The following is a 24,231-nucleotide window of genomic DNA, read 5'->3' on the forward strand; positions in this document are numbered from 1 at the left end:
ACTTTGCATCGAGATGAGGGGTAATGAGCGAGGCGTTGCGTATCGGGCTCGCCGGCCTTGGGACCGTCGGCGCGGCAGTATTCAGGTTGCTGTCCGACAAGGCCGACCACGTGGCGGCACGCGCCGGCCGCCCGATCCGGGTGGTCGGGGTCAGCGCCCGATCGCGTGAGCGCGACCGGGGTCTAGATCTGTCGAACGTCACCTGGCACGACGACCCCGATACCCTGGCCCGCGATCCGGATGTCGATGTCTTCGTCGAACTAATAGGCGGAGAGGGCGATCCGGCGTCGTCGTCCGTGCGAGGCGCGTTGACTGCGGGCAAGCCGGTGGTCACCGCGAACAAGGCTCTTCTGGCGGCATCCGGTGTCGAGCTTGCGCGACTTGCGGAGTCGAAAGGCGTCACGATCGGCTATGAAGCTGCGGTCGCCGGCGGGATTCCGGTTATCAAGACGTTGCGCGAAGCCGTTGCCGGAAACCGTGTTTCCCGCGTCTGGGGCATTCTGAACGGCACCTGCAATTACATCCTCACGGAAATGGAAGAGGAGGGCCTTTCCTTCGAGGAATGCCTGGCCGAGGCGCAGCGGCTGGGATACGCGGAGGCGGATCCGACATTCGACATCGAGGGCCACGACTCGGCCCACAAGCTGGCCCTGCTCGCCGCGCTCGCGTTCGGCACGGAAATCGACACGGAATCGATACATCTTGAGGGTATTTCGACCATAACGCCCGAGGATCTCGAGGCCGCGGAGGAACTGGGATTCCGGATCAAGCTGCTTGGCGTTGCCCGGCGTACGGAGTCGGGCGTCGAGCAGCGGGTGACGCCGACGATGGTGCCGCGGATGTCCGCGATGGCAGGTATCCATGGAGTCTTGAACGCCGTTGCCGTCGATGGCGACGAGGTCGGCGAAATCATGCTCGTGGGGCCGGGCGCGGGGTCGACGGCAACGGCGTCGGCGGTCGTCGGCGATCTCATGGACATCGCCCGTGGCGGCGTTTGCCCGCCGATATTCGGGATGCCCGCGAAGGACCTGGCGCCGTACAAGCGGGCGCGCATGCGCGCTCACGAAGGTGGTTACTACATCCGCCTGGCGGTCTACGATCGGCCGGGCGCTTTCGCAGCGATTGCCCAGCGCATGGCCGAACAGTCGATTTCGCTGGAAAGCATCATGCAGAAGGATCGGCGTGATCCCGACAACCCGGGCGGCAAGCCGCGGCGGGTCGTTCTGATCACCCACGAGACTTCAGAGGCGCAGATCCGCAAGGCGCTGACCGCCATTATGGACGACGGTCAGATCGAAGGCCGGCCGCAGATGATCCGTATCGAGATGCCCTGACGCGGATATGGCGGGGGAACAGGCCGGAAGGTAAGGAAAGAAAAATGGCAAGAGAAACGAAGACAGCCGGAAAATCCGCGAAGAAGGCGGCTTCAAAGTCCGCCAGTGCCGGGAAGACGGTGGCGAAGGCCGCTGCCAGGAAGGTCGCCAACAGCGCGTCGGCTGCAACCAAGACGGCTGGCGCCAAGGCCGCATCAGCAGGCAAGAGGGCGGCGAAGACGCCGACCGTGAAAGCCGCCGCGGCCAGGCCGGATACGGTCCGGAAGGCCGCTGCAAAGCCGGCGGGCGCCGGAAAGAAGCAGAAGAAGTCCGATTCCGGAAAGGCGTCCAGGAAGACGGCCCGAGCGAAGGCGGACACGGTCCTTGACCGGATACTGACCCTCGAGATCGTCAGGGTGACGGAACGCGCCGCCGTCGCGGCAGCCCGTCAGCGCGGGCGCGGCGACGAGAAGGGCGCCGACCAGGCCGCCGTCGACGCGATGCGCCGCGAACTCAACCGGCTGCCGATCCGCGGCACCGTCGTGATCGGCGAGGGCGAGCGCGACGAAGCCCCGATGCTCTACATCGGCGAGGAAGTCGGCACCGGCGAGGGGCCTGCCGTCGATATCGCTCTCGACCCGCTCGAAGGCACGACCATCTGCGCCAAGGATCTGCCCAACTCGCTCGCGGTCATCGCGATCGCCGAAGGTGGGAGCCTGCTAAACGCGCCGGATGTCTACATGGACAAGATCGCGGTAGGACCGGGATACCCCGCCGGCGTCGTGGACATCGACGCGTCGCCCGCCGAGAACATCAAGGCGGTGGCGAAGGCCAAGGGCGTGCCGGTCGGCGAGATCACGGCCTGCATTCTGGATCGCCCGCGCCACGCCTCTCTTATAGAGGACGTGCGCGCGATCGGCGCCGGGATCCGCCTGATCGGCGACGGCGATATCGCCGGCGTCATCCATACGACGGATCCAGCCGAAACCGGGATCGATATCTACATCGGCATCGGCGGCGCCCCGGAAGGCGTGCTGGCCGCCGCGGCATTGCGTTGCATCGGCGGGCAGATGCAGGGCCGGCTGATCCTCGACACCGACGAGAAGCGGTCCCGCGCCCGGAAGATGGGCATCTCGGATTTCGAGCGCATCTACGCCATGGACGAGATGGCCCGCGGCGACGTCCTGTTCGCCGCCACCGGCGTCACCGACGGCAACCTTCTGTCCGGCGTGCGCTTCGGCAAGAAGCGGATCCGTACCGAGACGGTGGTGATGCGGTCGTCGACGCAGACGGTGCGCTGGATCAAGGCCGACCACACCATGCTGGCGAAGTTCGAGTAAGCGCGGCGAGGCTGACATGACTGGCGCCGGGGCAGTCGCGATCGCGCCGGACCCGGGAGACACCGGCGGGGACCTCAGGACTGTCCTGGGTGTCGAACGATCGGTCTGCGGAAACCGGTGGGTCGATCGCCTCGACCGTGCCGCGCATCAGTCCGCTCTGGCGATCGCCCAGCAGAACGACATTCCAGAGATTGTCGCGCGCGTCGTGGCGGGCCGCGGCGTATTGCCGGAGCAGGTTTCCGAGTATCTCGATCCGAGCGTCCGGACGCTGATGCCGGACCCCTCGAGGCTGACCGACATGGACGCGGCCGCGGCGCGCATCGCCGATGCCGTCCAGTCCGGCGAGAAGGTGGCGATATTCGGTGACTACGACGTCGACGGAGCGACGTCGGCGGCTTTGCTCGCCCGCTTCCTGCGCTTCAACGGCATCGACCCGGCCATCCACATTCCCGACCGTATCATCGAAGGGTACGGACCGAACGAGCAGGCGATCGCGGCACTGGCGGACGCGGGCGCCAGCCTGCTGGTGACGGTCGATTGCGGCTCGACCAGCCACGAGGCGCTGGCCTACGCCAGGTCGCGCGGGCTCGACGTGGTCGTCATCGATCACCATCAGATCGGCACCGACCTGCCGCCGGCAGCGGCGGTTGTCAATCCGAACCGGCAGGACGACCTCAGCGGGCAGGGCCATCTCGCCGCCGTCGGGGTGGTCTTCCTGGCGGTGGTCGCGGCCAACCGCACCCTGCGGGAGCGCGGCTGGTACGGTTCGCGGCGCCCGCCCGAGCTGCTCGGCTGGCTCGATCTGGTGGCGCTCGGCACGGTCGCCGACGTCGTGCCGCTGATCGGCCTCAACCGGGCATACGTGCGCAAGGGGCTGGTGGCCCTGCGCAATCGCCTCAGCGTCGGCCTCAACGCGCTGGCGGATGCCTCGCGCCTCAACGAGCCGCCCGATACCTACCATCTTGGTTTCCTGCTCGGGCCGCGCATCAACGCCGGCGGACGGGTAGGCGATGCCGCTCTGGGCGTCCGCCTTCTGCTGTCGGGAGACGGTGCGGAAGCCGCGGAGATCGCAGGTGTGCTCGATCGCCTCAATCGCGAGCGTCAGGACATCGAGGCGGCGATCCTGGCCGAGGCTATGGCGATGGTGGACGTCGATCCGGCGTCGCAGACGCGCTCCGTGCTGGTGGTGCACTCGGACCGGGACTGGCATCCCGGCGTGATCGGCCTGGTCGCCGCCCGCATCAAGGAGCGCTTCGCCCGGCCGGCCTTCGCCATTTCGATCGGTGCGGACGGGCTCGGCACGGGATCGGGTCGCTCAATCGCCGGCGTCGATCTCGGCTCGGCCGTTCGCTCCGCCGTTGCGGAGAAGCTGCTCGTCAAGGGCGGCGGTCATGCGATGGCGGCCGGCCTTACGGTCGAGCGCGGCCGGATACCGGCACTGCAGGAATTCCTCGAGGAGCGGCTGCGGGCGTCGGTGGCCGCGGTGGATCAGCGGACGCTCAGGATCGACGCAGTCCTGACTGCGGGCGGCGCCACGGTGGACGTGCTGAAGGCGTTGGAGGCGGCCGGCCCCTTCGGGTCGGGGAACCCGCAGCCGCGCTTTGCCTTTCCCGCCCACCGCCTGTCCTATGCGGAGGCGACGGAGCAGGGGCATGTCCGCGCCACCCTGTCCTCGCCCGACGGCGGACGGTTGAAATCCATAGCCTTCCGCGCCGCCGGCACGCCGCTTGGCGATGCGCTTCTGTCCGGCCGCCAGGAAACGGTCCACGCGGCCGGCAATCTGCGGATCGACCGGTGGGGCGGCCGGGAGGCGGTACAGTTGCAGTTGAAAGATCTGGCGGTGCCGGCGGGACGTTAGGTCGGTTGCGCTCACAGGCGCTCGAGGCGAACGTCATATCCGCAGGTGGGGCGCAGGACGAGATTGTTGTGGAGCCCGACCTCCTCCGGCGCACTGGTCGTGAACTGCACACGACGCAGCAGCGTCACGAGGATCGCCATCAGTTCGTACCAGCTGCTCTTGGCGGCCAGGCAGGTATGAGAACCGGCGCTGAACGGTATGTAGGCCATCGGATGCGCCAGCTTTCGCGCATGGCGCTCGGGACGAAACGCCTCCGGGTCCTCCCACAGGGAGCGATGGCGGTGGACGGCGTAGATCGGCACGACCAGGACGCTGCCGGCGGGAAGCAGCTCTCCGGCGACCTCGAACGGCTCGGTGCATGACCGCGCCGTCGAGATCGAAGGCGTCAGCAGGCGCAACGTCTCCCGGAGGACGCTGTCGAGCATCCGCAACTTCTGGAGCGAGGACCGCGTCGGGACCGCTTCGCCGAGTATCTCGCGGATTTCCGCCCGCAGCTCGTCCTGCAGGCCTGGATCCTGCCCAAGCAGCCAGATCGCCCACTGGATCGAGGTGACCGTGGTCTCCTGGCCGGAATACAGCAGCGCCAGGAAATTGTCCGAAATCTCCGCGTCGCTGAGGTGGGGGCAGGCGGCCGAACCGGCGTTCGTCATCCGCGCCATCGGCGCATCCGGACCCATCAGCGCCCCCGGACCGCGGTGTCGCGCAACCGGCACCAGAGTGTCTATCCACTGGTTCGCTGCGCGGAGGTCACCGGCCCGGCTTGCGTCCACCAGCCCGTAAACCTGATCGTCGAGGTCATCCGACGTGCGGGCATCCGGGCCGTCGCCGAGGAGGGTCCGCCAGATGATGTCCAGTGCAGCCCGGGTGACGCAGGTGGTGGCGTCGTCCATGCACCGGGCGACGGCGACTTCGGTGGCGCTTACCGAGTTTGCGACTAGGACGTCGACATTGTTGGGCGCGAACAGTGGAGCGAAAGCGTCACGATAGCCCCTCCACCGGTGCTCATCGACCACAAAGATGCTGTTGGGGCGCGTCTTGCCGTCTGCGGTGGGGCGGTAGACGGGGAGCCAGCGCGGAAAGCGGTTGGTATCGCTTGACAGGACCTCGCGCAGCGCATCGGGATCGCAGACGAGCGCCACGGTCCTGTCCCGCACACGGGCCACGACGAGCGGGTCGTGCAGGATTCTTTCCGGCCAACAGCTGTCTGGGCTCCGTATCGCCCGGATGATCGACCGCAGCCGCGAATCGTCGGGGTGGAGTTGGAGCTTCGGAACGATCATCTGCTGTCCCGCCCCGCGCGCGCTGCCATCAGCAGGGCTGCAATGCCACAAGCAGATAGTTTGCAGTGGCGTACAGCGTCATCTCCCGGTCGTAGCCGAGAGTATGGTCCGCGGCCATTGCGGAGAAGGGCACAACCGTCCTGCTGGTGATATCCTCCATCCGGAGAATCCGGAATCTCATGCCAAGCAGTGTCTCCCGGTAGCTCTCGACGGTTTCTCCGAGATTGGAGTTTGGCATGGCGATGCCGAACGGTGCGCGGAACAGCACGTCGGAGACGACCACGACACCGTCAGGCCGTATGAGCCGCAGCGCTTCGCGGAAGAAATCGTAGCGGGTGTCGAAATAGAACGCAGACTCGACGCAATGAATCCGGTCGAAGCTGTCGTCGGGAAAGTCCATGGCGACGGCGTCCATCCGGTGGAACCGGACCCCCGGACACCGATCGGCTGCGATATCGATCTGGCGTTGCGAAATATTGATCCCGGTCACGTCGGCGTTGGGATAGGCGGCGACGAACCGGCGTGTCGTCGCGCCCAACCCGCACGCCACGTCCAGCACCGCCGAAACCGACTCCAGGCTTTCCGGCGTCTCGATGTCGAGATGCCTTTGGACCAGCTCGCGAGAGGCCGCGACCATGTTTTCTGGAACGCTGGGCAGGCCATCGGGCCAGGAGCCCGTATTGTAGAACCCGGTTTGACCAAACAGCTGAGTGATCTTGTCGCTGGTGATCGCAGCATCGTATTTCTCGATGAGGTCTTCCGACAGCAAGAAGGCTCCTTCTAGCAGGCTGCGGAGGCCACGGGCCGTTCCGTTTCGAGTTCGTACCGCGGGGGCGCCGGATACAGGAATATCTGCCCCAGGGTCTCGATGATGGAAAGCCACTCCGAGAAGAGTCGCGCATTCTCCAGATACCCGGAAACCGGCTGCAGGTGGGTCGACCAGGCCCCGCTGTAGAGCCGGCACTGCGAGCAGTCCACGTCGGGGGTGCAGCACTTCACGGTGGCGGGCTTGAGGTTGCCGGTGTGATAGCGCAGCGGTTCGACGATCCGGGATGCGCAGTTGCTGGCGATCCCGGTCATTTCGTCCAGGTCGTACAGTGGGCCGGGTCTGGTGATCCAGTTGATGTAGGCTAGACAGGTCAGCACATTGTCGGAGAATTCGTCGTAAGCCCTGGTCATGACGTCCCTGGCCTTCGCCAGGTCAAACTCGGTGAATACCGGCGCGCCGCGCGATGCTGCGAGCCGGTAGTATTTTCCGTCGGCGGGCAGGTCGCGCGCAATCTTCTCCAGATAGGTGCTCGTCGGCGAGAACATGCTGAACGTCACCGGCAGATCGTGGTCGCGGCAGGCCGAGATCACGTCCGGCACGGTATGGAGGTTCCAGGGCGACAGCGTGAAGAGCATGACCGCCCGGGGGTCTCCCCGGTAGTTTCGAAGCGCCTTGCGAAGCACCGAACCGCCGCGAAGCGATGCGTCGGTCTCGTCGTCCCCCCAGACCGATACGCCTATCCGGAACGTGATGTCGCGGTCGATGAAGATCGTGCCGTTGGTGCCGATCTTGCCGTACGGGATCCTGCCGACCGCGGCGCGCAACCGCTGCTTCTCGAGCGCCGGCTCCGCGCCGACGAAATACGCCATCGATACGTTGCGGCGCTGCTCGGTTTCGAAGAAGTGCGTCCACCGCTGCAGGTCCGCTTCGTCGCTCGTGTCGTGGCGCGACTTGTTCTCGAAATAGTAGCAGCCTTCGCAAAAGAGATTGCAGCGCTGGCTCATCTCGTAGAACGCGGGATTGCGGAAGGTGCGTACGACCTGTTTGGCCAGCCGGTAGCGATCTGCCAGAACCGGATCCTGCTGCAGGAAGCCTCTGAGGCGCTCCAGCCCCGCCCGGGTGTCCCGGCGGCCTGTTCTATTCTCGTTCACGAGAGCGTTTCGTGTCCCGACCATCTGAGCCGAATATACTCCCGAAAGGAAAATCAGTTACCACGGGATTTAGGATTTATTTTTAGGCACCTGCGTCGTCCTGGCATGGAGATATCTCCACACTGCCGCCCTGCGCAGATTGAGGTTCTCCGGTACTCCGGTGATCACTTTTTCCAGGCGGGAGAGGTAGGCCGCGGTCCATTCGCTCATCCAGAGAGCCTCGGCGTGCTTCGGCGCAGCGACCTCGATCTCCTCGATCTGCAAGACGAGGCGCCTGTCCTGCCACACGGCCTGGACCCAGAACGTCGGTACCGACATCCGGCGCGCAAGGCGCGGGATCAGGTTTGAGATCCTGAATTCCTGACCGCACAAGGTCCCGTAGCTGTAGCCGGAGGCGAACTGTGTGTTGAACGCGACGAATGGTGCGTCGGGCGCCGCACCCAGCATCCCCCCGGAGGCGAGCAGCTTCCTGACTGCCCTGACCGTCGCAACGGTACTTAGTCCGGCCGTCAGCCCTCTGAACGGATCCCTGCCGGCCATGGTTTCGGGCGCGCCCCAGCTCCTGAGGCAATGGAACTGCGGAATTCGGCTGGTCAGAAACCATGGCGTCGCGGGCGCGCCCAGGTGACTGGAGACGATGAAGCACGGGCGGTTCTGGTCGACCAGTGGAGCGAGGTCTTCCAGGCCGTCGTCATTCAGGAAGTCTTCGAAGGCGAGGAGCTCCGACGTGTCGTTCAGCAGTACCTCTTCGTAGTCCATGTGCACGCGGGTCGCGTGATCGACCCGCCGTTTCCACTCCGCGTATCCGAGTCCGGGCACCGTGCAATGAGACCACGCTACCGCGTAGACGCTTGGATCTGATGACGGTGGAAGCGCCTTCACGAAGCGGGCAGGATCGGACGCAGGCTCCCAGATAGCCTCCAGTATGGATTTGAATTGCCGCTCGCGTCGCACCGGCAGCGATGGCGCGAGCGTCGTAGCGGGGGAGTGTTCGGGCGTCCGGTCCGTGTCCGAGAGCGTGGACAGCCACCCGACAATGACGGGAAGCCAGCCCAGTTGCGGGAACTGTTTCTGCCAGTCCAGGCACAGGCTCAAGGCGTCTTCGCTGCGTCCGTATTCGGCCAGGACGGTCGCAAGCCGCGGGTTGGGGCTCTTTCTCGCCGTCTCGATGGCATCGTCCAGCAGCGGGCCGATCTCGCGGTCCTTCGACGCCGCCGAATAGCGGGTTATGAGTTCCATGGTGACGACGAGGTTCGTCGGATCGGCCCGGCGGGCCTGGAGAAGAGCGCCGACGGCGGCCTCCGGATCGCCCTTGGTGTGCTGCACCTGAGACATCGTCATGCAAGCGCGGGTCTCGACGGCGGGAGCAAGAGGCGAGCGATCCAGAAGGTTCCGCACGAGTGCCTCGGCCTCCGCGACGCGGTTCATGCCGAGCTTGCATCGGGCCAGAACGAGACAGGCCTCTACGTGGTCGGGAACGCTTTCCAGGACTGCCGCACTGTGTTCAGCCCCCACTTCCCAGTTGCCCAGTGCGCTGGCGAGCGCGGCGAGCCGCTGACGGATCGCAAAGTCCCGGGGCGCCAGCTCCGCCAGCCGTGCGGCCGCTTCACTGTAGAGCGCGTGGTCGTTTGCGCTCAGGCAGGCCATGGCGAGCGCGAGTTGCGCTGCGACCAGGTTCGGCTGCCGGCGGACGATCGCCTGAAAATGCTCGACAGCCTCGCGATAAAGATCGTTTTTCTGCAGGACGAAGCCGGTCTTCAGGTCGAGGTCGAAGTCTCCGTCCAGATCGGCCCGGGCCTGTTTCACCAGATCCAGAGCGGCCGGGAAGTCCTGAGCTGCGACGGCCGTATCGATCAGGCCCAGCCAGGCGGCCTTGTTTTCGGGTTCGACGGCGAGCAGGGACCCGTATTGTGCCCGGCTGTCGGTCAGCATGCCGGCCTCGCGGAGAGCCGCGGCCAACTGCAGCTTGACGGGAGTGGAAGCGGGAAAGCGCTCCAGCATCTGCCGGAGGCGGCCCACCGCTTCTTCGGATTTACCCAGGACGCGCAGGACATGGGCGCATCGCAGGCCGAAAACCGGGTCCTGCGGGAACAACTCACCGGCCGCTTTGGCTGCGCCGAGGGCTTCGACGTGGCTCGACTGGGCTATCAGGCTGTCGATCAGGCCAATACGGGCAGCCCTGTGGTGCTCCTCCAGTTCGAGGACGTGTCGGAACAGAACGGCGGATCGGCCGGGATCGCCCAGAGCCTTGTGGTTTTCGCCGGCCTCGATCAGCAGTCTGACATCGTCCGGAATGTCCTCGATTGCGGGCTCGAGGAGGGCCAGGGCATCCCTGTGGCGTCCTTCGCGCCGTAGCGCGACGGCCCGTCTGTGCAAATGCGAGACATCGATGTCGGACGCGTGGTCCGCGGCTGATTTGCGCAAGGCGTGACGCCAAACTCGTCGTGTCGAAAGAGGGTGCCGTTGGGGCCCCGGGACAGTCGGCCTGCCGGCGCTCGTGGTGCGCAAGCCAGGTCTTCCGGTATCACCCGCAGGGAGCCTATAGCCGCAACGGACGAATCATCAAACCTCGAAATTGCGACGCGGCATGGCGTGGGGTGCGACCAAAAGGCGGCCGGCGGGAGTCGTCCGATTGCCACCGTGATGCAAATCCGGGAAAACCGTTGAATTCGCCGCGACGTCGCAAGGAATCGGACGAACGGAACCGTGAGCATCGGGAACGCCGACGAACTGGCCAGGATGGCGATGGCGCGGCGCGATTGGGCCACTGCGGCAGGCCAAGTGCTTTCGGCAGATCGGCCAGCAGAACGATCGACGTTCCGCTGAAGATCGTGGCGGCGATTTCGCGCCGAACTCCGGCCCAAGGGTCGTGCTGGACAGAGGCCGAATTCTCGCAGGCACCCTCGGGCGATCCGCCCGCCCAGCGTTCGTTGGCGTCTGCCGTGGTCACGATTGATGAACCGGTGTGCGCGACATTGGATCGGGCGGACGTGAGACGGGAGCAGAGCGATGAGTGAGGAAACCAGGGCCCGGGACGCGCTTGTCGAGACCGGGCGGTCGCTGTTCGGCCGGGGGCTGACGTTCGGGTCGACCGGAAATCTCAGCCTGCGCCTCGGCGACGGCTCCTGGCTGATGACGCCGACCAACGTGTCGCTCGGGGATCTCGATCCGGCGCGCCTGTCGAAGCTCGACGGCGACGGCCGCCATGTTTCCGGCGACAAGCCGACCAAGGAATCGTTCCTGCACATTGCCATGTATCGCGAGCGGCCGGACGCCGGCGCCGTCGTGCATCTGCACTCGACGCATTCCGTCGCCGTCAGCGCGCTGGCCGATATCGACCCCGACGACGTGCTCCCGCCGATCACCGCGTACTATGTGATGCGCGTCGGCAGGCTGCCGCTGGTCCCGTACTTTCCGCCGGGCGATCCTGACCTCGCCGGCGCGGTCGGCAAACTCGCTTCCAAGCATCATGCGGTGCTGCTTGCCAACCACGGCCCGGTGGTCGCCGGAAGCAGCCTCGCGGCGGCAACATACGCCACCGAGGAACTCGAGGAGACGGCGCGGCTGTTCCTGTTGCTGCAGGGCAGGGCGGTGCGCACGCTGACGGAGGATCAGGTCGCCGAGCTCAGGAAAAGGTTCGGCTGACGCGGCGCTACCCCCTCAGCGCCGTCCGGACGGCGCTCGCAACGCCTGCTCCGTCCAGCCCGTAGTGCGCGTAGAGATGCGTGGGCGGACCCAGGATCGAATACTGGTCGGGCATCCCGACCTTGTGCAGCCGTGCGCCCAACCCCTCTTCCGCGATGACTTCGGCGATCGCCGATCCGAATCCGCCGGTGACGTTGTGCTCCTCGGCGGAAACGATCACGCCATGCTCGGCGGTCGCCTTGCGGATCGCCTCGCGATCGATCGGCCGGATCGAGTACATGTCGACGACCGTCACCTCGACGCCTTCCTCGGACAGCGTTTCCGCGGCATCGAGCCCGGCCTTCACCAGATTGCCGATCGCCAGCACCGTGGCGTGCCTGCCTTCGCGCAACGTGTTCGAGCCGCCGATCCTGAAGTCGAACGGCGCTTGGTAGATCGGCGCCTCCCTGCCGCGGCCGGCGCGGAAGTAGATCGGTTCGGGATGGCGGATCAGGCTCCGCAGCGCCGAGGTGATCGCCATGCCGTCGCAGGGCGCCATCAGGTTGAGCCCGGCCATGGTCCTGAGCGCGCCGATGTCCTCGCAGCAATGGTGCGAGGTTCCGTAGAAGCCCATGGCGATGCCGGAATGCGTGCCGACCATCTTCACCGGCAGGCCCGGGTAGCAGATGTCGTTGCGGATGTTCTCCACGCCCATCAGCGCGAGGAAGAACGAGTAGTTGGAGATGACCGGCAGGTATCCGACGGCGGCGAGTCCCGCCGCCGCACCGATCATGTTGCGCTCGGCGATGCCGAAATTGAAGTAGCGGTCGGGATACCTGCGCCCGAACGCTTCGACCTGCGTCGGCCGGCCGAGATCGGCTGTACACACGACGATATCTTCCTGGCCGGAATCGGCCAGCTCCAGCAGGGTCGTGCCCGTGGTGAGCTGCCTGGACAGGCCGAGCGACACGACCATGTCCCAGGTCTTCTCGTCGAATTCCTCGGTAACGGTGGACTCGGCAAGATCCAGCCCCGCCTTCATTTCCGCTGTCATGTAGGCGATCGGCGGTGCCTTGTCGGGGGTGTCTGTCTTCGGGCCGCGCCGGTCGTCAGTCGGTGATCCAGTCGACTTCATACTCGCGCACGCGCGTCTCGACCCCGTTCTCGATCACCGTCGTGCGCAGGTAGAGCACCATGTTGAGGCTGTCGGACCACTGCTTTTCCTGGCGGAACTGGAGGCCGAGCTCGGGCCACACGGTCGTCGATGCGACCATGCGGTAATTGTAAAGGCAGAAGCCCTCGCGGTCGGGACCCGAGTTCAGATACTTCGTTCCGCTGCCGCCGATGGCCCAGGTCCGGTAGACCCGGCTCGGGCGTCCGTTCTCGGGGATCATCTGGCCTCCGACCTCGGCATAGCCTTCCGAATGCATCGGGAAGAAGACGGCCGGGTCGACGTCGTAGGTGTAGACGGTTCGGCCCTTGCCGCCGAAGGTCGCGAGCGTCAGCAAGCCCTTGTAGAGCTCCTGGCTGTTCAGCGTGTTGCCGCGATTGTCGAGATGCCGGACGAACGAGACGTCGTCGATGATCTTGTCGACGCGGAATGCTTCGCCGTTGGTGAAATGCAGCGTGTAGCCGTCGGCAGCCGAACGGCCGAGCGGGCACCACTGGGCAGACGCCGTTGTGGCGGTCACGGCGAGGGCGAACAGCGCCAGCGCCAGGGGGCGAAATCCGCCGGGGGTCTTCATCCTATGTCTCCTGCCTGGATCTCCGCGTAGGCGCGCTCGAGATCCTTCGGCCCGAGATAGCCGAGATGCCATTGCCAGGTCCCCTCCATGAAGGAAACACCCTTTCCGGCGACAGTATAGGCCAGTACGCAGCGCGGAGCTTCGCCGGGGCCGTTCAGCGCGCGGTTCAGGGCGTCCTGAACCTGATCGAAATCGTGGCCGTCCTCAAGTACGATCACCTCCCAGCCGAACGCGCGCCATTTCTCCGCCAGTGGCTCGGTGCGCATCGTCTCCTGCGGGTCGCCGTCCGATCCGGCGCCGTTGATGTCGACGATCCCGATCAGGTTGGAGAGCCCCCAGTGCGCGCCGGAAATAGCCGCTTCCCAGATCTGCCCCTCGGTCTGCTCGCCGTCGCCCATCATGCACACGACGCGGGCCGGCGATCCCTTGAGCCTGAGGCCGAGCGCCATGCCGACGGAGACCGACAGGTTGTGGCCGATCGATCCGGAGGAGAAATCCGCGCCCGGCACCTTCTTCACGTCCGGATGGTCGCCGAGCGGCGAGTTCAGCCGCGTATAGGAGTCCAGCCAGCTCTTCGGAAAGAAGCCAAGGTCGGCGAGCACCGGGTAAAGGCCGATCGCGGCATGGCCCTTGCCGAGCAGGAAGCGGTCCCTGTCGGCCCATTTCGGGTCCTCGGGCCTGACATGCAGGAACTGGAAGTAGAGCGACGCCACCAGCTCGGCCATCGAGAAGGAGGATCCGTAGTGGCCGGAGCCGCAGATATCCGTCAGCCGGACGGTGTCGCGGCGGATCAGCCGCGCCTTTTCCTTGAGGTCGTCCTTGCTGACATTGCGCAGCGGTCGCGAAGGCATGGCTTGTGTTTTGCCTGCGGTTACAGTCGTTTGGGCGCCAGTTCTTGAAGGCGTTTCTGAACCGCCGGCCTGCACCGGGCAGGCGTTCGTCCGACACGCCGGCGTGCCCGTTCCTCCGCAACCATGTAACCGGCTTTGGCGATCGATGCCAAGGTGCCTTTCCGGTCGGCGAACCGTTTTGGGCCGTATCCGGCGCCCTCAGTGAATGTGGCTACCGCCGTTCACGTCGAGTTCGATCCCGGTCACGTAGGAGGACAGATCGGACGCCAGGAAGAGGGCGCAGCCGGCTACCTCGGCGGCGGTGCCGGCACGGCCCAGCGGCACGCCCGCGACAATCCGCTCGATCAGCTCCGGCGTACGGCGGTCGCCCATGATGTCCGTGTCGATGAAGGAGGGACAGATAGCATTGACGCGGATGCTGTCGGGCGCCAGCTCCCGGGCGAGGGCCTTCGTCAGCCCGAGCACGCCGGCCTTCGATGCCGAATAGGCCGAACCGCCGAAGATGCCGCCGCCGCGTTGCGCCGAGACCGACGACAGGTTGACGATCGCGCCGGATTTTCGCTCGCGCATGTGCCCGACCACCGCCTGGCACATCTGGAACGTGCCGCGCAGATTGATGTCCATGATCCGCTCGTAGTCCTGCTTCGTCACCTCCGCGAACGGCTTCGGGGACGTGATGCCGGCATTGTTGACGAGCATGTCGACGTGGCCGAACCGCCGGATCGCACGGTCGACGGCCCGTTCGCAATCGCGCGCCTTCGCCACGTCGCACTTCATGCCGAAGTGGCCGCGGCCCCTGAGGCTCTTCGCCGCCGCCTGCGCCGCGCCCGTGTCGAGATCGAGTATCGCGACCCTTGCGCCGTGCTCGGCGAACAGCCGGGCCGTTGCCAGTCCCAGCCCGCGTTCGGATGCCGCCCCGGTAATCACGGCCGAGCGACCCTTCAGCAACATGGTATGCCTCTTTGCAATCGCGACGGGGATGGCCAAAGGCCGGAGTTGACGTATACACAGGCGAGGCGGCCGGTTTCAACGCATTTGCCGGTGCCCCTCACTCGCGAGTGAGACGGCACTATGGTGAGTCCACGCGTTGGAATATGAAGGGGTCGGAAACAGGTCGGAGGTAACGTCACGTGTCACGCAAGGGTCTACTGCGCAGCCAGCTCTGGTTCGACAACCCTGACAATCCGGGCATGACGGCGCTCTATCTCGAGCGCTATCTCAATTTCGGCCTGACCCGCGAGGAGTTGCAGTCCGGAAAGCCGATCATCGGCATCGCCCAGACCGGATCCGACCTGTCGCCGTGCAACCGGCACCACCTGCAGCTTGCAGAACGCGTCCGCGAGGGCATCCGCGCGGCCGGCGGCATCGCCTTCGAGTTCCCGGTGCATCCGATCCAGGAAACCGGCAAGCGCCCGACCGCGTCGCTGGACCGGAACCTGGCCTATCTCGGCCTCGTGGAGATCCTATACGGGTATCCGCTCGATGGCGTGGTGCTGACGACCGGCTGCGACAAGACCACACCAGCCTGCCTGATGGCCGCCGCGACGGTTAACATTCCCGCCATCGTCCTGTCGGGCGGGCCGATGCTGAACGGCTGGTGGAAGGGCGAACGGACGGGGTCCGGCACGGTCGTCTGGGAGGCTCGGGCCGACCACGCCGCCGGCAAGATCGACTACCAGGAGTTCATGGACATCGTCGCCTCCTCGGCGCCCTCCGTCGGCCACTGCAACACCATGGGCACGGCGTCCACCATGAACTCGCTGGCCGAGGCGCTCGGCATGAGCCTGCCGGGCTGTGCGGCCATTCCCGGACCGTACCGCGAGCGCGCTCAGATCGCCTACGAGACCGGTGTCAGGGCGGTGCGGATCGTCGAGGAAGATCTCAAGCCTTCCGACATCATGACCCGCGAGGCCTTCGAGAACGTCATCGTGGCTAACTCGGCGATCGGCGGATCGACCAATGCGCCGATCCACATCAACGCCATAGCCCGCCATGTCGGCGTCCGGCTCGACAACGACGACTGGGAGCGGATCGGCTACGAGGTGCCGCTGCTGGTCAATCTGCAGCCTGCCGGAAAGTATCTCGGCGAGGAGTTCCACCGGGCCGGCGGCGTGCCCGCGGTGATCGGGGAACTGATGCGCCATGGGCTGATCCGCGAAGACGCGATGACCATCAACGGGCGGACCATCGGCGACAATTGCCGTGGCCGGGTCGCCGGCGACGCCGACGTCATCCGGGACTTCGATACCGCGCTCGTCCGCAATGCCGGCTTCCTGAACCTGAGGGGCAACCTGTTCGATTCGGCGATCATGAAGACCAGCGTCGTCTCGAACGCGTTTCGCGAGCGGTATCTCTCCAATCCGGATGATCCCAATGCGTTCGAGGGCAGGGCCGTCGTGTTCGAGGGGCCGGAGGACTACCACAACCGCATCAACGACGCCGATCTGGCGATCGACGAGAACACGATGCTGTTCATCCGCGGCGCGGGGCCGATCGGCTATCCCGGCGGCGCGGAGGTCGTCAACATGCAGCCGCCCGACGCGCTTATTAAAAGGGGCATCCGCGAATTGCCGTGCATCGGCGACGGGCGCCAGTCGGGAACCTCCGGGTCGCCGTCCATCCTCAATGCCAGCCCCGAGGCGGCCGCGAACGGCGGGCTCGCCCTCGTGCGGACCGGCGACCGCATCCGGATCGATCTGAACACGCGCGAGGCGAACATTCTCGTCTCCGAAACCGAACTTGCCGAACGGCGGGCCGAACTGATGGCAGCCGGCGGGTTCAAGTACCCGGCCAATCAGACGCCCTGGCAGGAGATCCAGCGCGAAATGGTGGCGCAGTTCGACGAGGGCATGGTTCTGAAGCCCGCGGTGAAGTATCAGCGGGTGGCCGAATCCGGGGTTCCCCGGGACAATCACTGAGGAATACGATGGATGTGCGGCGGCCGGAGCGCGAGCTTCGGCCGTGACCTTTCGCGCCCGCATTTGACAGCGCTTTCATCTCTCTGTGGAGCAATGCAGTTTTATCCCTGAGTGTACCTTGCAATTGTAGGATAAATGGCGCTTGAATGACGCCTAATGGATGCAGCGAGGTATACGCTGCGCCGGGGCCCGGCAATCGTCCGGGCACTGTCCGAAGAGCGAGCGGATCAACCGCCGCCGAGGGAGGGGAAGGGTCGTATGGCGCCGGTCGGCATCCGTGACGTGCGAAAATCCTTCGGTGTGACCGAAGTTCTCCATGGCGTTTCGATCGACATTGCCGACGGCGAGTTCGTCGTGCTCGTCGGGCCGTCGGGTTGCGGGAAATCCACGCTGCTTCGAATGATCGCTGGCCTCGAGGAGATCTCGGCGGGCGAGGTGTCCATCGGCGGGCGGGTGGTGAACTACGTTCCGCCCAAGGAACGCGACATCGCCATGGTGTTCCAGAACTACGCGCTCTATCCGCACATGAAGGTCTCGGAGAACATGTCGTTCTCGCTGCGCCTGGCGAAGGTCGACGCCGCGACCATCAAGCGCAAGGTCGAGGAGGCGGCAGCCATCCTCAATCTCACCGAGTATCTCGACCGATATCCGCGCCAGCTTTCCGGAGGCCAGCGGCAGCGCGTCGCGATGGGCCGCGCCATCGTCCGCGATCCGCAGGTCTTCCTGTTCGACGAGCCGCTGAGCAATCTGGACGCCAAGCTGCGCGTGCAGATGCGCACCGAGATCAAGGAGTTGCACCAGCGTCTTAAGTCGACCTCGATCTATGTGACGCACGACCAGATCGAGGCGATGACGATGGCGGACCACATCGTCGTGATGCGCGACGGGATAGTCGAGCAGATCGGCGCGCCGCTCGACCTGTACGATCACCCGGTCAACACGTTCGTCGCCGGCTTTATCGGGTCTCCGGCCATGAACTTCCTCGACGGCCAGGTCGACACCCATGAGGGCCGGCCGGTGGTGCGGATCAGCGACCGGGTCGCCCTGCCGCTGCCTGCCTCCACGTCTGCGCAGTCCGGCACGCGCGTGACCTATGGAACGCGGCCGGAAGACCTCACGCTTGCGACCAACGGCGCCGGACTGGAAGCCGAAGTCGCCGTCATCGAACCGACCGGCGCCGAGACGCTGGTGGTCACCCGTGTCGCCGGGCACGAGGTGCTGGCCTCCTTCAAGGAACGGCATGACCTCAGGCCGGGCCAGCGGATCTCGCTGATGCCGAACCTCGACAACGTCCATCTGTTCAACGCGGAGACCGGCCGCCGGCTGTCCGCATGACGACCTTCGCGCCGCCGGCAGGCGGCGCGGCGGACTGCGACTGAAGAAGCAGAACTGGGAGGAAATTGATGTCCATTGCCGAGAAGACCAAAGCGATGCGGTCCGGCGTCGCAATCGCCGGACTGCTGGTTGCCGTCTCCATTGCGGGCGGCGGCGTCACGACGGCCGCGCAAGCCGCCTGTGACCTGCAGTTCAAGCCGGAAGAGGGTGCCGAACTGACGATGCTGCGCTGGAAGCGCTTCATCCAGTCGGAGGAAGACGCGTTCATGAAGATCGTCGAGAACTTCAAGAACGACTGCGGGGTCACGATCAACGTCCAGAACGAGTCGCTGGACGACGTGCAGCCCAAGGCCTCGGTCGCCGCCAATGTCGACCAGGGTCCCGACATGGTCTGGGGGCTCTACTCGCTGCCGCACCTGTTCCCGAACAAGCTGGTGGACGTCACCGACGTGGCCGACCTTCTCGCCGAGAAGTACGGGCCGTGGGTGCCGTCGGCGGTCAAGTACGGCAAGAAGGCCGGAACGGACGAGTGGATCGACATCCCGATCGCCTACAACGGCAACTACATCAATTATCGCAAGTCCGCCCTCGAGAAGGCCGGCGTCGACAAGGTCCCCGCAACGACCGACGAGTTCCTGGAAGCCGCCAGGAAGATGAAGGAAGCCGGCATGCCGGTCGGCATGGCGCTCGGCCACGCCACGGGCGACGGCAACGCCTGGGTGCACTGGGCCTTGTGGGCCCACGGCGGATCGCTTGTCGACGAGAACGACCAGGTGATCATCAACTCGCCGGAGACGAAGCAGGCCGTCGAGTACGTCAAGGAGCTCTACGGCTACATGGCGCCCGGCGTGGCCGCCTGGAACGACTCCAACAACAACAAGGCCTTCATGTCCGGCGAAGTGGGGATGACCAACAACGGCGCCTCGATCTATCCCGCCGCCAAGAAGGATTCGCCGGAGATCGCTGAGGACATGGATCACGCCGCCTGGCCGATCGGTCCTGTCGGCAAGCCGACGGAATTCCACATCGCCTACCCGATGATGATCTTCACGTACTCCAAGTATCCCAACGCTGCGAAGGGCTTCATCGAGTACCTGTTCCAGCCGGAGCAGTACGACATGTGGCTGCAGGCGGCGGTTGCCTACCTGACCCCGCCGCTCGAGAAGTACGAGTCCAACTCCGTCTTCACCGACGATCCGAAGCTGAGCGTGTTCGCGGACGCGGCACGCAATACGCTTACCGCCGGCTATGAAGGCTCGGTCGGCGAGAAGGCCGCCTCGGCTCTCGCCGAGTTCATCGTCCTCGACATGTTCGCCAACGCCGCCACCGGGAACATGAGCGTCGACGACGCCATCGCCCAGGCCGAGCGTCAGGCCAAGCGCGTCTATCGGTAATGTGATCGGCGGGCCGGGCCCCGGTCCGGCCCGTCGGTTCTGCAACGGAGCAAGGGCATGGCGGATGCCGCCATAGGCACACGGGCCGTCCCGGCCGAACCCACGGCCTGGTCGCGCCTCAAGACCAACCGGCACTGGCTCGGTGCCTGGTTCATGATGCCGGCGGCGGCCTTCCTGATCCTGTTCCTGGCCTATCCGCTGGGCCTGGGGATCTGGCTGTCCATGACGGACGCCCGGATCGGACGCGACGGGATCTTCGTCGGGCTGGAAAACTTCATCTGGCTCGCCGACGATCCGATCTTCTGGCTGTCGGTCTTCAACACGCTGCTCTACACGGGCGTCGCCAGCGTCTTCAAGTTCGCCATCGGGCTCTATCTGGCGCTTCTTCTCAACCACCACCTGCCGTTCAAGGCGTTTCTCAGGGCAATGGTCCTGCTGCCCTTCATCGTGCCCACGGTGTTGTCGGCAATTGCCTTCTGGTGGATGTACGATCCGCAGTTCTCGATCATCTCCTGGTCGCTGAAGGAACTCGGCTGGATCGATACCAACATCAACTTCCTCGGCGACCCGTGGAACGCGCGCTGGTCGGTCATCTTCGCCAATATCTGGCGCGGCGTCCCGTTCGTGGCGATCACGTTGCTGGCCGGACTGCAGACCGTGCCGCCGTCCCTCTACGAAGCCGCCACCATCGATGGCGCGTCGCGCTGGCAGATGTTCCGCTACATCACCTATCCGATGCTGACGCCGATCATCGCGGTGGTGATGACCTTTTCGGTCCTGTTCACCTTCACCGACTTCCAGCTCATCTGGGCGATCACCCGCGGCGGGCCGGTCAATGCGACGCATCTGATGGCGACGCTGAGCTATCAGCGCGCCATTCTCGGCGGCTACCTGGGCGAGGGGGCGGCGATCTCCACGGCGATGATACCGTTCCTGCTCGCCGCCATCATGTTCTCGTGGTTCGGCCTGCAGAGGCGCAAGTGGCAGCAGGGAGAGGCCGATGACTGAGACAGCCGTCTCCAAGCCGGCCGCCCCGGAGGATCCGGGCGCGTACGGCCGCTGGCGCGAACGCCGCCGCGTGCGCAAGGCCGAGGAGCGCAGCCAGTCGGGAATGGACTACCTGATGTCGACCCCCCGCAGGGTCATCACGGTCTACATCCCGCTCGCCATCATCGTGTTCGTGCTGCTGTTCCCGTTCTACTGGATGTTCATCACGTCGATAAAACCGAACGAGCAGCTGGTCGATCTCGACACGGTGAACCCCTATTGGGTGGTGGCGCCGACGCTCGAACACATCTTCAAGCTGCTGTTCGAGACGCCGTATCTGCACTGGATGTGGAATACCATGATGATCGCGCTGGTGGCGACCTTCCTGTCGATCGTCGCCAGCGTTCTCGCCGCCTACGCCATCGTCCGGCTGCGCTATCGCGGCGCCCAGTGGATCGGCGGCGCGATCTTCCTCGCCTACCTGGTTCCGCCGTCGATCCTGTTCATTCCGCTGTCGCTGATCGTCGTGAAGTATGGCCTGTGGGACACCCCGTGGGCGCTGATCCTGACCTATCCGACGATCCTGATCCCGTTCTCGACCTGGCTTCTGATGGGCTACTTCAAGTCGATTCCGTTCGAACTCGAGGAATGCGCCCTGATCGACGGCGCCAGCCGCTGGCAGATCCTCACCAAGATCGTGCTGCCGCTGGCGGTGCCCGGCCTGATCTCCGCCGGCATCTTCGCGTTCACCCTGTGCTGGAACGAGTTCATATACGCCCTGACCTTCGTGTCGAGCCCGGAGAAGAAGACGGTTCCCGTGGCCATCATCTCGGAATTCGTCGACGGCGACATCTATCGGTGGGGGTCGTTGATGGCCGGGGCTCTGCTCGGTTCCGTGCCGGTTGCGATCGTCTATATGTTTTTCGTGAACTACTATGTGTCCGCCATGACGGGCGCGGTAAAGGAGTGACGCCGGACTCGCACCGGCGCCACTCGGACACGGGAAGCCAATCAATGAATATCGGATTTGTCGGCCTCGGCGCGATGGGGTTGCCGATGGCGAAGAATCTGGTCGCCGCCGGGCATCAGGTCGCCGGCTGCGACGTACGGGCCGAGCCGGTCCGCGCGCTCGCCGAGGCGGGCGGCAGATCGGCGGCGAGCCCGGCTGCGGCCGCGCGCGGCGCCGACATCCTCGTTCTCATGGTCGTCAACGCCGATCAGGCGGAGGCCGTGCTCTACGCGGCCGACGGTGCGGCGCCCGCGCTGGATGCGGGCGCGGTGGTGATCGCCTCCTGCACGCAGCCGGCCGCGCGCGCCAGGGCGCTCGCCTCGCGGCTTGAGGAGCAGGGCGTTCTGCTGCTCGACGCTCCGGTGTCCGGCGGGGTCGTCGGGGCGGAGCAGGGCGCCCTGTCGATCATGGCGTCTGGACCCGACGAGGCCTTCGACAGGGCGATGCCGGTTCTCGAAGTCCTCGGCAAGGCCGTCTGGCGAATGGGATCCGAGCCGGGTCTCGGCTCGATGATGAAGACGGTCAACCAGTTGATGTGCGGTGCCCATATCGCCGTCGCCGCCGAGGCCGTGAGCCTTGCGGCGCGGGCCGGGCTCGACGCCGCACTGGCTCAGGACGTTCTGATGGCGGGCGCTGCGGGCAGCTGGATGCTCGGCAACCGCGGCCCGCGGATGCTGCAGGCCGAACCGCCCGTGACGAGCGCGGTGGATATCTTCGTCAAGGACCTGGACATCGTCCTGGACGCCGGCCACGACCTGAGGGTGGCATTGCCGATGGCCGCGGCCGCGCACCAGATGTTCCTCGGGGCTTCCGGACTCGGTCACGGCAAGGAGGACGACTCCCAGGTTCTTAAGGCCTATGAAAACCTTAGCGGGATAAAGGTGCCGCGAGGCTGACGGCGCAAATTGTGCCCGACGCCGCTCCGCACGCATATCGAAGGCCAGAACCATGCCCGACCGTACTGCCCTACACGAAAAGCGCGGCATCGATCGCATCGAGGATCCGCTGCTCAACAAGGATACGGCGTTCACCGAGGCGGAGCGCCGGAAATGGGGCCTGCTCGGCCTGCTGCCCCCGCATATCGACACCCTCGAGGAACAGGCCGAGCGCGCCTACGACGCATTCAGCGTCAAGGACAGCCTGCTGGAGAAGCACATCTTTCTGCGCCAGTTGCAGGACGAGAACGAGACGCTGTTCTACCGGCTGCTGCTCGACCACGTCGAGGAGATGATGCCGATCGTCTACACGCCGGTGGTGGGACAGGCCTGTCAGGAATTCAGCCACATCTATCGCCGGCCGCGCGGGATCTTCCTCGCCTATCCGCACCGCGACATCCTCGACGACATCCTGGCTGAGGTCGAGCGCGACATCGACGTGATCGTCGTCACGGACGGCGAGCGGATTCTCGGCCTCGGCGATCAGGGCGCCGGCGGCATGGGCATACCGATCGGCAAGTTGTCGCTGTATTCGCTGTGCGGGGGAATTCACCCAACCCAGACGCTGCCGGTTCTTCTGGATCTGGGCACCAACAACAAGGAGCGCCTGGAGGATCCGCGTTACATCGGATGGCGGCACGAGCGCATCAAGGGCGAGGAATACGACGCGTTTATCGATGCCTTCGTGACGGCGGTGAAGAAGCGCTTTCCGGATGTCCTGTTGCAGTGGGAGGACTTCGCCTCGGTCGACGCCGAGCGCATCCTTGCGAAGTACCGCAACAGCCTGTGCACCTTCAACGACGATATCCAGGGCACGGCCGCGGTGACGACGGGAACGATTCTTGCTGCTATCGCCGCGGCCGGCGGAAAGCTCGAGGACCAGCGCATCGTCATGCTGGGCGCCGGCTCGGCCGGCATCGGCATAACCGACCAGCTGGTCGCGACCATGGTTCGCCACGGTCTCGGCGAGGCGGATGCGCACGCGCGTTTCTACGTCCTCGATATCGACGGCCTCCTGCATGACGGCCGAACCGATCTCGACGAGGTGCACAGGCCGCACGCGCAGAGCCTGAAGAATCTCGCCGGCTGGGATTGCGACCTGACGAAACCGATCGGGCTGGCCGACGTCGTCCGGAACGCCCGACCGACGGTCCTCGTCGGGGTGACGGGACAGGCCGGCGCATTCACCGAAGAGGTGGTTCGCGAGATGGCCCGCAACGCCGACCGGCCGATCTTCTTCCCGCTCTCCAATCCCACCTCGCGAGCGGAAGCGACGCCGACGGATCTGCTGAACTGGACGGACGGAAAGGCGGTGATCGCCACCGGCAGTCCGTTCGACCCCGTTGTCTTTGGCGGCAAGACCCACGTGATCGCGCAGTGCAACAACAGCTACATCTTTCCGGCGATGGGAACGGCGATTCTGGCGTCGGGTGCCCGTCGCGTGACCGACAACATGTTCATGAGCGCCGCGGAAGCGCTGCGCGACAAGTCGCCGGCACTCAAGGACGTGAACGACTCGCTGTTGCCCGCCCTAAAGGATATTCGCGAGGTGTCCCGGCATATCGCGCTGGCCGTCGCCCGTCAGGCCCAGGATGACGGCGTTGCGGATCCGACCACCCGCGAGGAACTCGAGCGGCGCGTCGACGAGACGATGTGGACGCCTGAATACGACTGACGGCCCGGCGATCCATCCGGGCTTTGACCATACCATCAAGGGAGCGA

The 24,231-nt window shown here is 65.5% G+C and carries 20 protein-coding genes; 11 read left to right on the forward strand and 9 right to left on the reverse strand.

Annotation, left to right across the window (positions count from 1 at the left end):
- Positions 1 to 23 precede the first annotated feature (23 nt).
- The gene (locus tag V3328_RS19800) at positions 24 to 1,334 is read left to right on the forward strand and encodes a homoserine dehydrogenase (protein ID WP_340331444.1); all 1,311 of its coding nucleotides are present in this window, start codon (positions 24 to 26) and stop codon (positions 1,332 to 1,334) included.
- Here the strand turns inward: V3328_RS19800 and V3328_RS19805 are convergent.
- Entirely contained in the window at positions 1,276 to 1,692 is a 417-nt protein-coding gene (locus V3328_RS19805; protein WP_340331503.1) for a hypothetical protein, read from the reverse strand. The two genes, V3328_RS19800 and V3328_RS19805, sit on opposite strands and share 59 nt — an antisense overlap.
- 13 nt (positions 1,693 to 1,705) lie before the next feature.
- Here V3328_RS19805 and glpX point away from each other — a divergent pair, with 13 nt between their 5' ends.
- Together glpX and recJ are read left to right on the forward strand one after the other, a co-directional pair.
- Entirely contained in the window at positions 1,706 to 2,653 is a 948-nt protein-coding gene (gene glpX, locus V3328_RS19810) for a class II fructose-bisphosphatase (RefSeq protein WP_340331499.1), read from the forward strand.
- A 16-nt stretch (positions 2,654 to 2,669) separates the two neighbouring features.
- A complete protein-coding gene (recJ, locus tag V3328_RS19815; protein ID WP_340331445.1) occupies positions 2,670 to 4,511 on the forward strand; it encodes a single-stranded-DNA-specific exonuclease RecJ in 1,842 nt (613 codons plus the stop codon).
- Positions 4,512 to 4,522: 11 nt separating this feature from the next.
- On the opposite strand, the gene V3328_RS19820 is transcribed toward recJ, so the two are convergent.
- From V3328_RS19820 to V3328_RS19835, 4 genes are all read right to left on the reverse strand, one after another.
- The gene (locus V3328_RS19820; protein ID WP_340331446.1) at positions 4,523 to 5,791 is read right to left on the reverse strand and encodes a cytochrome P450; all 1,269 of its coding nucleotides are present in this window, start codon (positions 5,789 to 5,791) and stop codon (positions 4,523 to 4,525) included.
- 28 nt (positions 5,792 to 5,819) lie between these two features.
- Complete coding sequence (locus tag V3328_RS19825) at positions 5,820 to 6,560, reverse strand: class I SAM-dependent methyltransferase (protein WP_340331447.1); 741 nt, start codon at positions 6,558 to 6,560, stop codon at positions 5,820 to 5,822.
- 11 nt (positions 6,561 to 6,571) lie between these two features.
- Positions 6,572 to 7,711 (reverse strand): hypothetical protein, encoded by a 1,140-nt coding sequence (locus V3328_RS19830; RefSeq protein WP_340331448.1) that lies wholly within the window; start codon positions 7,709 to 7,711, stop codon positions 6,572 to 6,574.
- 69 nt (positions 7,712 to 7,780) lie between these two features.
- Positions 7,781 to 10,135, reverse strand: coding sequence for a tetratricopeptide repeat protein (locus V3328_RS19835; RefSeq protein WP_340331449.1), 2,355 nt, complete (start codon positions 10,133 to 10,135; stop codon positions 7,781 to 7,783).
- Between the two features lie 585 nt (positions 10,136 to 10,720).
- Here V3328_RS19835 and otnC point away from each other — a divergent pair.
- Positions 10,721 to 11,356, forward strand: coding sequence for a 3-oxo-tetronate 4-phosphate decarboxylase (gene otnC / locus V3328_RS19840; RefSeq protein WP_340331450.1), 636 nt, complete (start codon positions 10,721 to 10,723; stop codon positions 11,354 to 11,356).
- A gap of 7 nt (positions 11,357 to 11,363) precedes the next feature.
- Here otnC and V3328_RS19845 read toward each other — a convergent pair whose 3' ends face one another.
- The 4 genes from V3328_RS19845 to V3328_RS19860 all read right to left on the reverse strand — a co-directional run bounded on the left by V3328_RS19845 (position 11,364) and on the right by V3328_RS19860 (position 14,882).
- The gene (locus V3328_RS19845) at positions 11,364 to 12,389 is read right to left on the reverse strand and encodes a transketolase family protein (RefSeq protein ID WP_340331451.1); all 1,026 of its coding nucleotides are present in this window, start codon (positions 12,387 to 12,389) and stop codon (positions 11,364 to 11,366) included.
- A gap of 55 nt (positions 12,390 to 12,444) precedes the next feature.
- A complete protein-coding gene (locus V3328_RS19850; RefSeq protein WP_340331452.1) occupies positions 12,445 to 13,080 on the reverse strand; it encodes a hypothetical protein in 636 nt (211 codons plus the stop codon).
- Positions 13,077 to 13,931 (reverse strand): transketolase, encoded by an 855-nt coding sequence (locus V3328_RS19855; protein WP_340331453.1) that lies wholly within the window; start codon positions 13,929 to 13,931, stop codon positions 13,077 to 13,079. Before V3328_RS19855 ends, V3328_RS19850 begins: the two co-directional genes overlap by 4 nt.
- Before the next feature lie 198 nt (positions 13,932 to 14,129).
- The gene (locus tag V3328_RS19860; protein ID WP_340331454.1) at positions 14,130 to 14,882 is read right to left on the reverse strand and encodes an SDR family NAD(P)-dependent oxidoreductase; all 753 of its coding nucleotides are present in this window, start codon (positions 14,880 to 14,882) and stop codon (positions 14,130 to 14,132) included.
- 179 nt (positions 14,883 to 15,061) lie between these two features.
- On the opposite strand from V3328_RS19860, the gene V3328_RS19865 reads away from it, so the two are divergent.
- The 7 genes from V3328_RS19865 to V3328_RS19895 all read left to right on the forward strand — a co-directional run bounded on the left by V3328_RS19865 (position 15,062) and on the right by V3328_RS19895 (position 24,184).
- Entirely contained in the window at positions 15,062 to 16,849 is a 1,788-nt protein-coding gene (locus V3328_RS19865) for an IlvD/Edd family dehydratase (RefSeq protein WP_340331455.1), read from the forward strand.
- 258 nt (positions 16,850 to 17,107) lie between these two features.
- Complete coding sequence (locus V3328_RS19870; protein WP_340331456.1) at positions 17,108 to 18,184, forward strand: ABC transporter ATP-binding protein; 1,077 nt, start codon at positions 17,108 to 17,110, stop codon at positions 18,182 to 18,184.
- A 68-nt stretch (positions 18,185 to 18,252) separates the two neighbouring features.
- Positions 18,253 to 19,578, forward strand: coding sequence for an ABC transporter substrate-binding protein (locus V3328_RS19875; protein WP_340331457.1), 1,326 nt, complete (start codon positions 18,253 to 18,255; stop codon positions 19,576 to 19,578).
- A gap of 57 nt (positions 19,579 to 19,635) precedes the next feature.
- The gene (locus V3328_RS19880) at positions 19,636 to 20,586 is read left to right on the forward strand and encodes a carbohydrate ABC transporter permease (RefSeq protein ID WP_340331458.1); all 951 of its coding nucleotides are present in this window, start codon (positions 19,636 to 19,638) and stop codon (positions 20,584 to 20,586) included.
- Between the two features lie 103 nt (positions 20,587 to 20,689).
- Entirely contained in the window at positions 20,690 to 21,535 is an 846-nt protein-coding gene (locus tag V3328_RS19885; protein ID WP_340331500.1) for a carbohydrate ABC transporter permease, read from the forward strand.
- Positions 21,536 to 21,579: 44 nt separating this feature from the next.
- On the forward strand, positions 21,580 to 22,470 hold the full coding sequence (locus V3328_RS19890) for an NAD(P)-dependent oxidoreductase (RefSeq protein WP_340331459.1): 891 nt from the start codon (positions 21,580 to 21,582) through the stop codon (positions 22,468 to 22,470).
- Between the two features lie 52 nt (positions 22,471 to 22,522).
- A complete protein-coding gene (locus V3328_RS19895; RefSeq protein ID WP_340331460.1) occupies positions 22,523 to 24,184 on the forward strand; it encodes an NAD-dependent malic enzyme in 1,662 nt (553 codons plus the stop codon).
- The last annotated feature ends 47 nt before the right edge of the window (positions 24,185 to 24,231 follow it).

It is taken from the genome of Microbaculum marinum (assembly GCF_037855135.1).
GTDB classification, from domain to species: Bacteria; Pseudomonadota; Alphaproteobacteria; order Rhizobiales; family Tepidamorphaceae; genus Microbaculum; species Microbaculum marinum.

Excerpts from the sequence above, each read along its gene's own strand:
- V3328_RS19800 (WP_340331444.1), top strand. The coding sequence starts at position 24 with ATGAGCGAGGCGTTGCGTATCGGGCTCGCCGGCCTTGGGACCGTCGGC.
- recJ (WP_340331445.1), top strand. The coding sequence starts at position 2,670 with ATGACTGGCGCCGGGGCAGTCGCGATCGCGCCGGACCCGGGAGACACC.
- V3328_RS19820 (WP_340331446.1), bottom strand. The coding sequence starts at position 5,791 with ATGATCGTTCCGAAGCTCCAACTCCACCCCGACGATTCGCGGCTGCGG.
- otnC (WP_340331450.1), top strand. The coding sequence starts at position 10,721 with ATGAGTGAGGAAACCAGGGCCCGGGACGCGCTTGTCGAGACCGGGCGG.
- V3328_RS19845 (WP_340331451.1), bottom strand. The coding sequence starts at position 12,389 with ATGACAGCGGAAATGAAGGCGGGGCTGGATCTTGCCGAGTCCACCGTT.
- V3328_RS19850 (WP_340331452.1), bottom strand. The coding sequence starts at position 13,080 with ATGAAGACCCCCGGCGGATTTCGCCCCCTGGCGCTGGCGCTGTTCGCC.
- V3328_RS19855 (WP_340331453.1), bottom strand. The coding sequence starts at position 13,931 with ATGCCTTCGCGACCGCTGCGCAATGTCAGCAAGGACGACCTCAAGGAA.
- V3328_RS19860 (WP_340331454.1), bottom strand. The coding sequence starts at position 14,882 with ATGTTGCTGAAGGGTCGCTCGGCCGTGATTACCGGGGCGGCATCCGAA.
- V3328_RS19870 (WP_340331456.1), top strand. The coding sequence starts at position 17,108 with ATGGCGCCGGTCGGCATCCGTGACGTGCGAAAATCCTTCGGTGTGACC.
- V3328_RS19875 (WP_340331457.1), top strand. The coding sequence starts at position 18,253 with ATGTCCATTGCCGAGAAGACCAAAGCGATGCGGTCCGGCGTCGCAATC.
- V3328_RS19880 (WP_340331458.1), top strand. The coding sequence starts at position 19,636 with ATGGCGGATGCCGCCATAGGCACACGGGCCGTCCCGGCCGAACCCACG.
- V3328_RS19885 (WP_340331500.1), top strand. The coding sequence starts at position 20,690 with ATGGACTACCTGATGTCGACCCCCCGCAGGGTCATCACGGTCTACATC.
- V3328_RS19890 (WP_340331459.1), top strand. The coding sequence starts at position 21,580 with ATGAATATCGGATTTGTCGGCCTCGGCGCGATGGGGTTGCCGATGGCG.
- V3328_RS19895 (WP_340331460.1), top strand. The coding sequence starts at position 22,523 with ATGCCCGACCGTACTGCCCTACACGAAAAGCGCGGCATCGATCGCATC.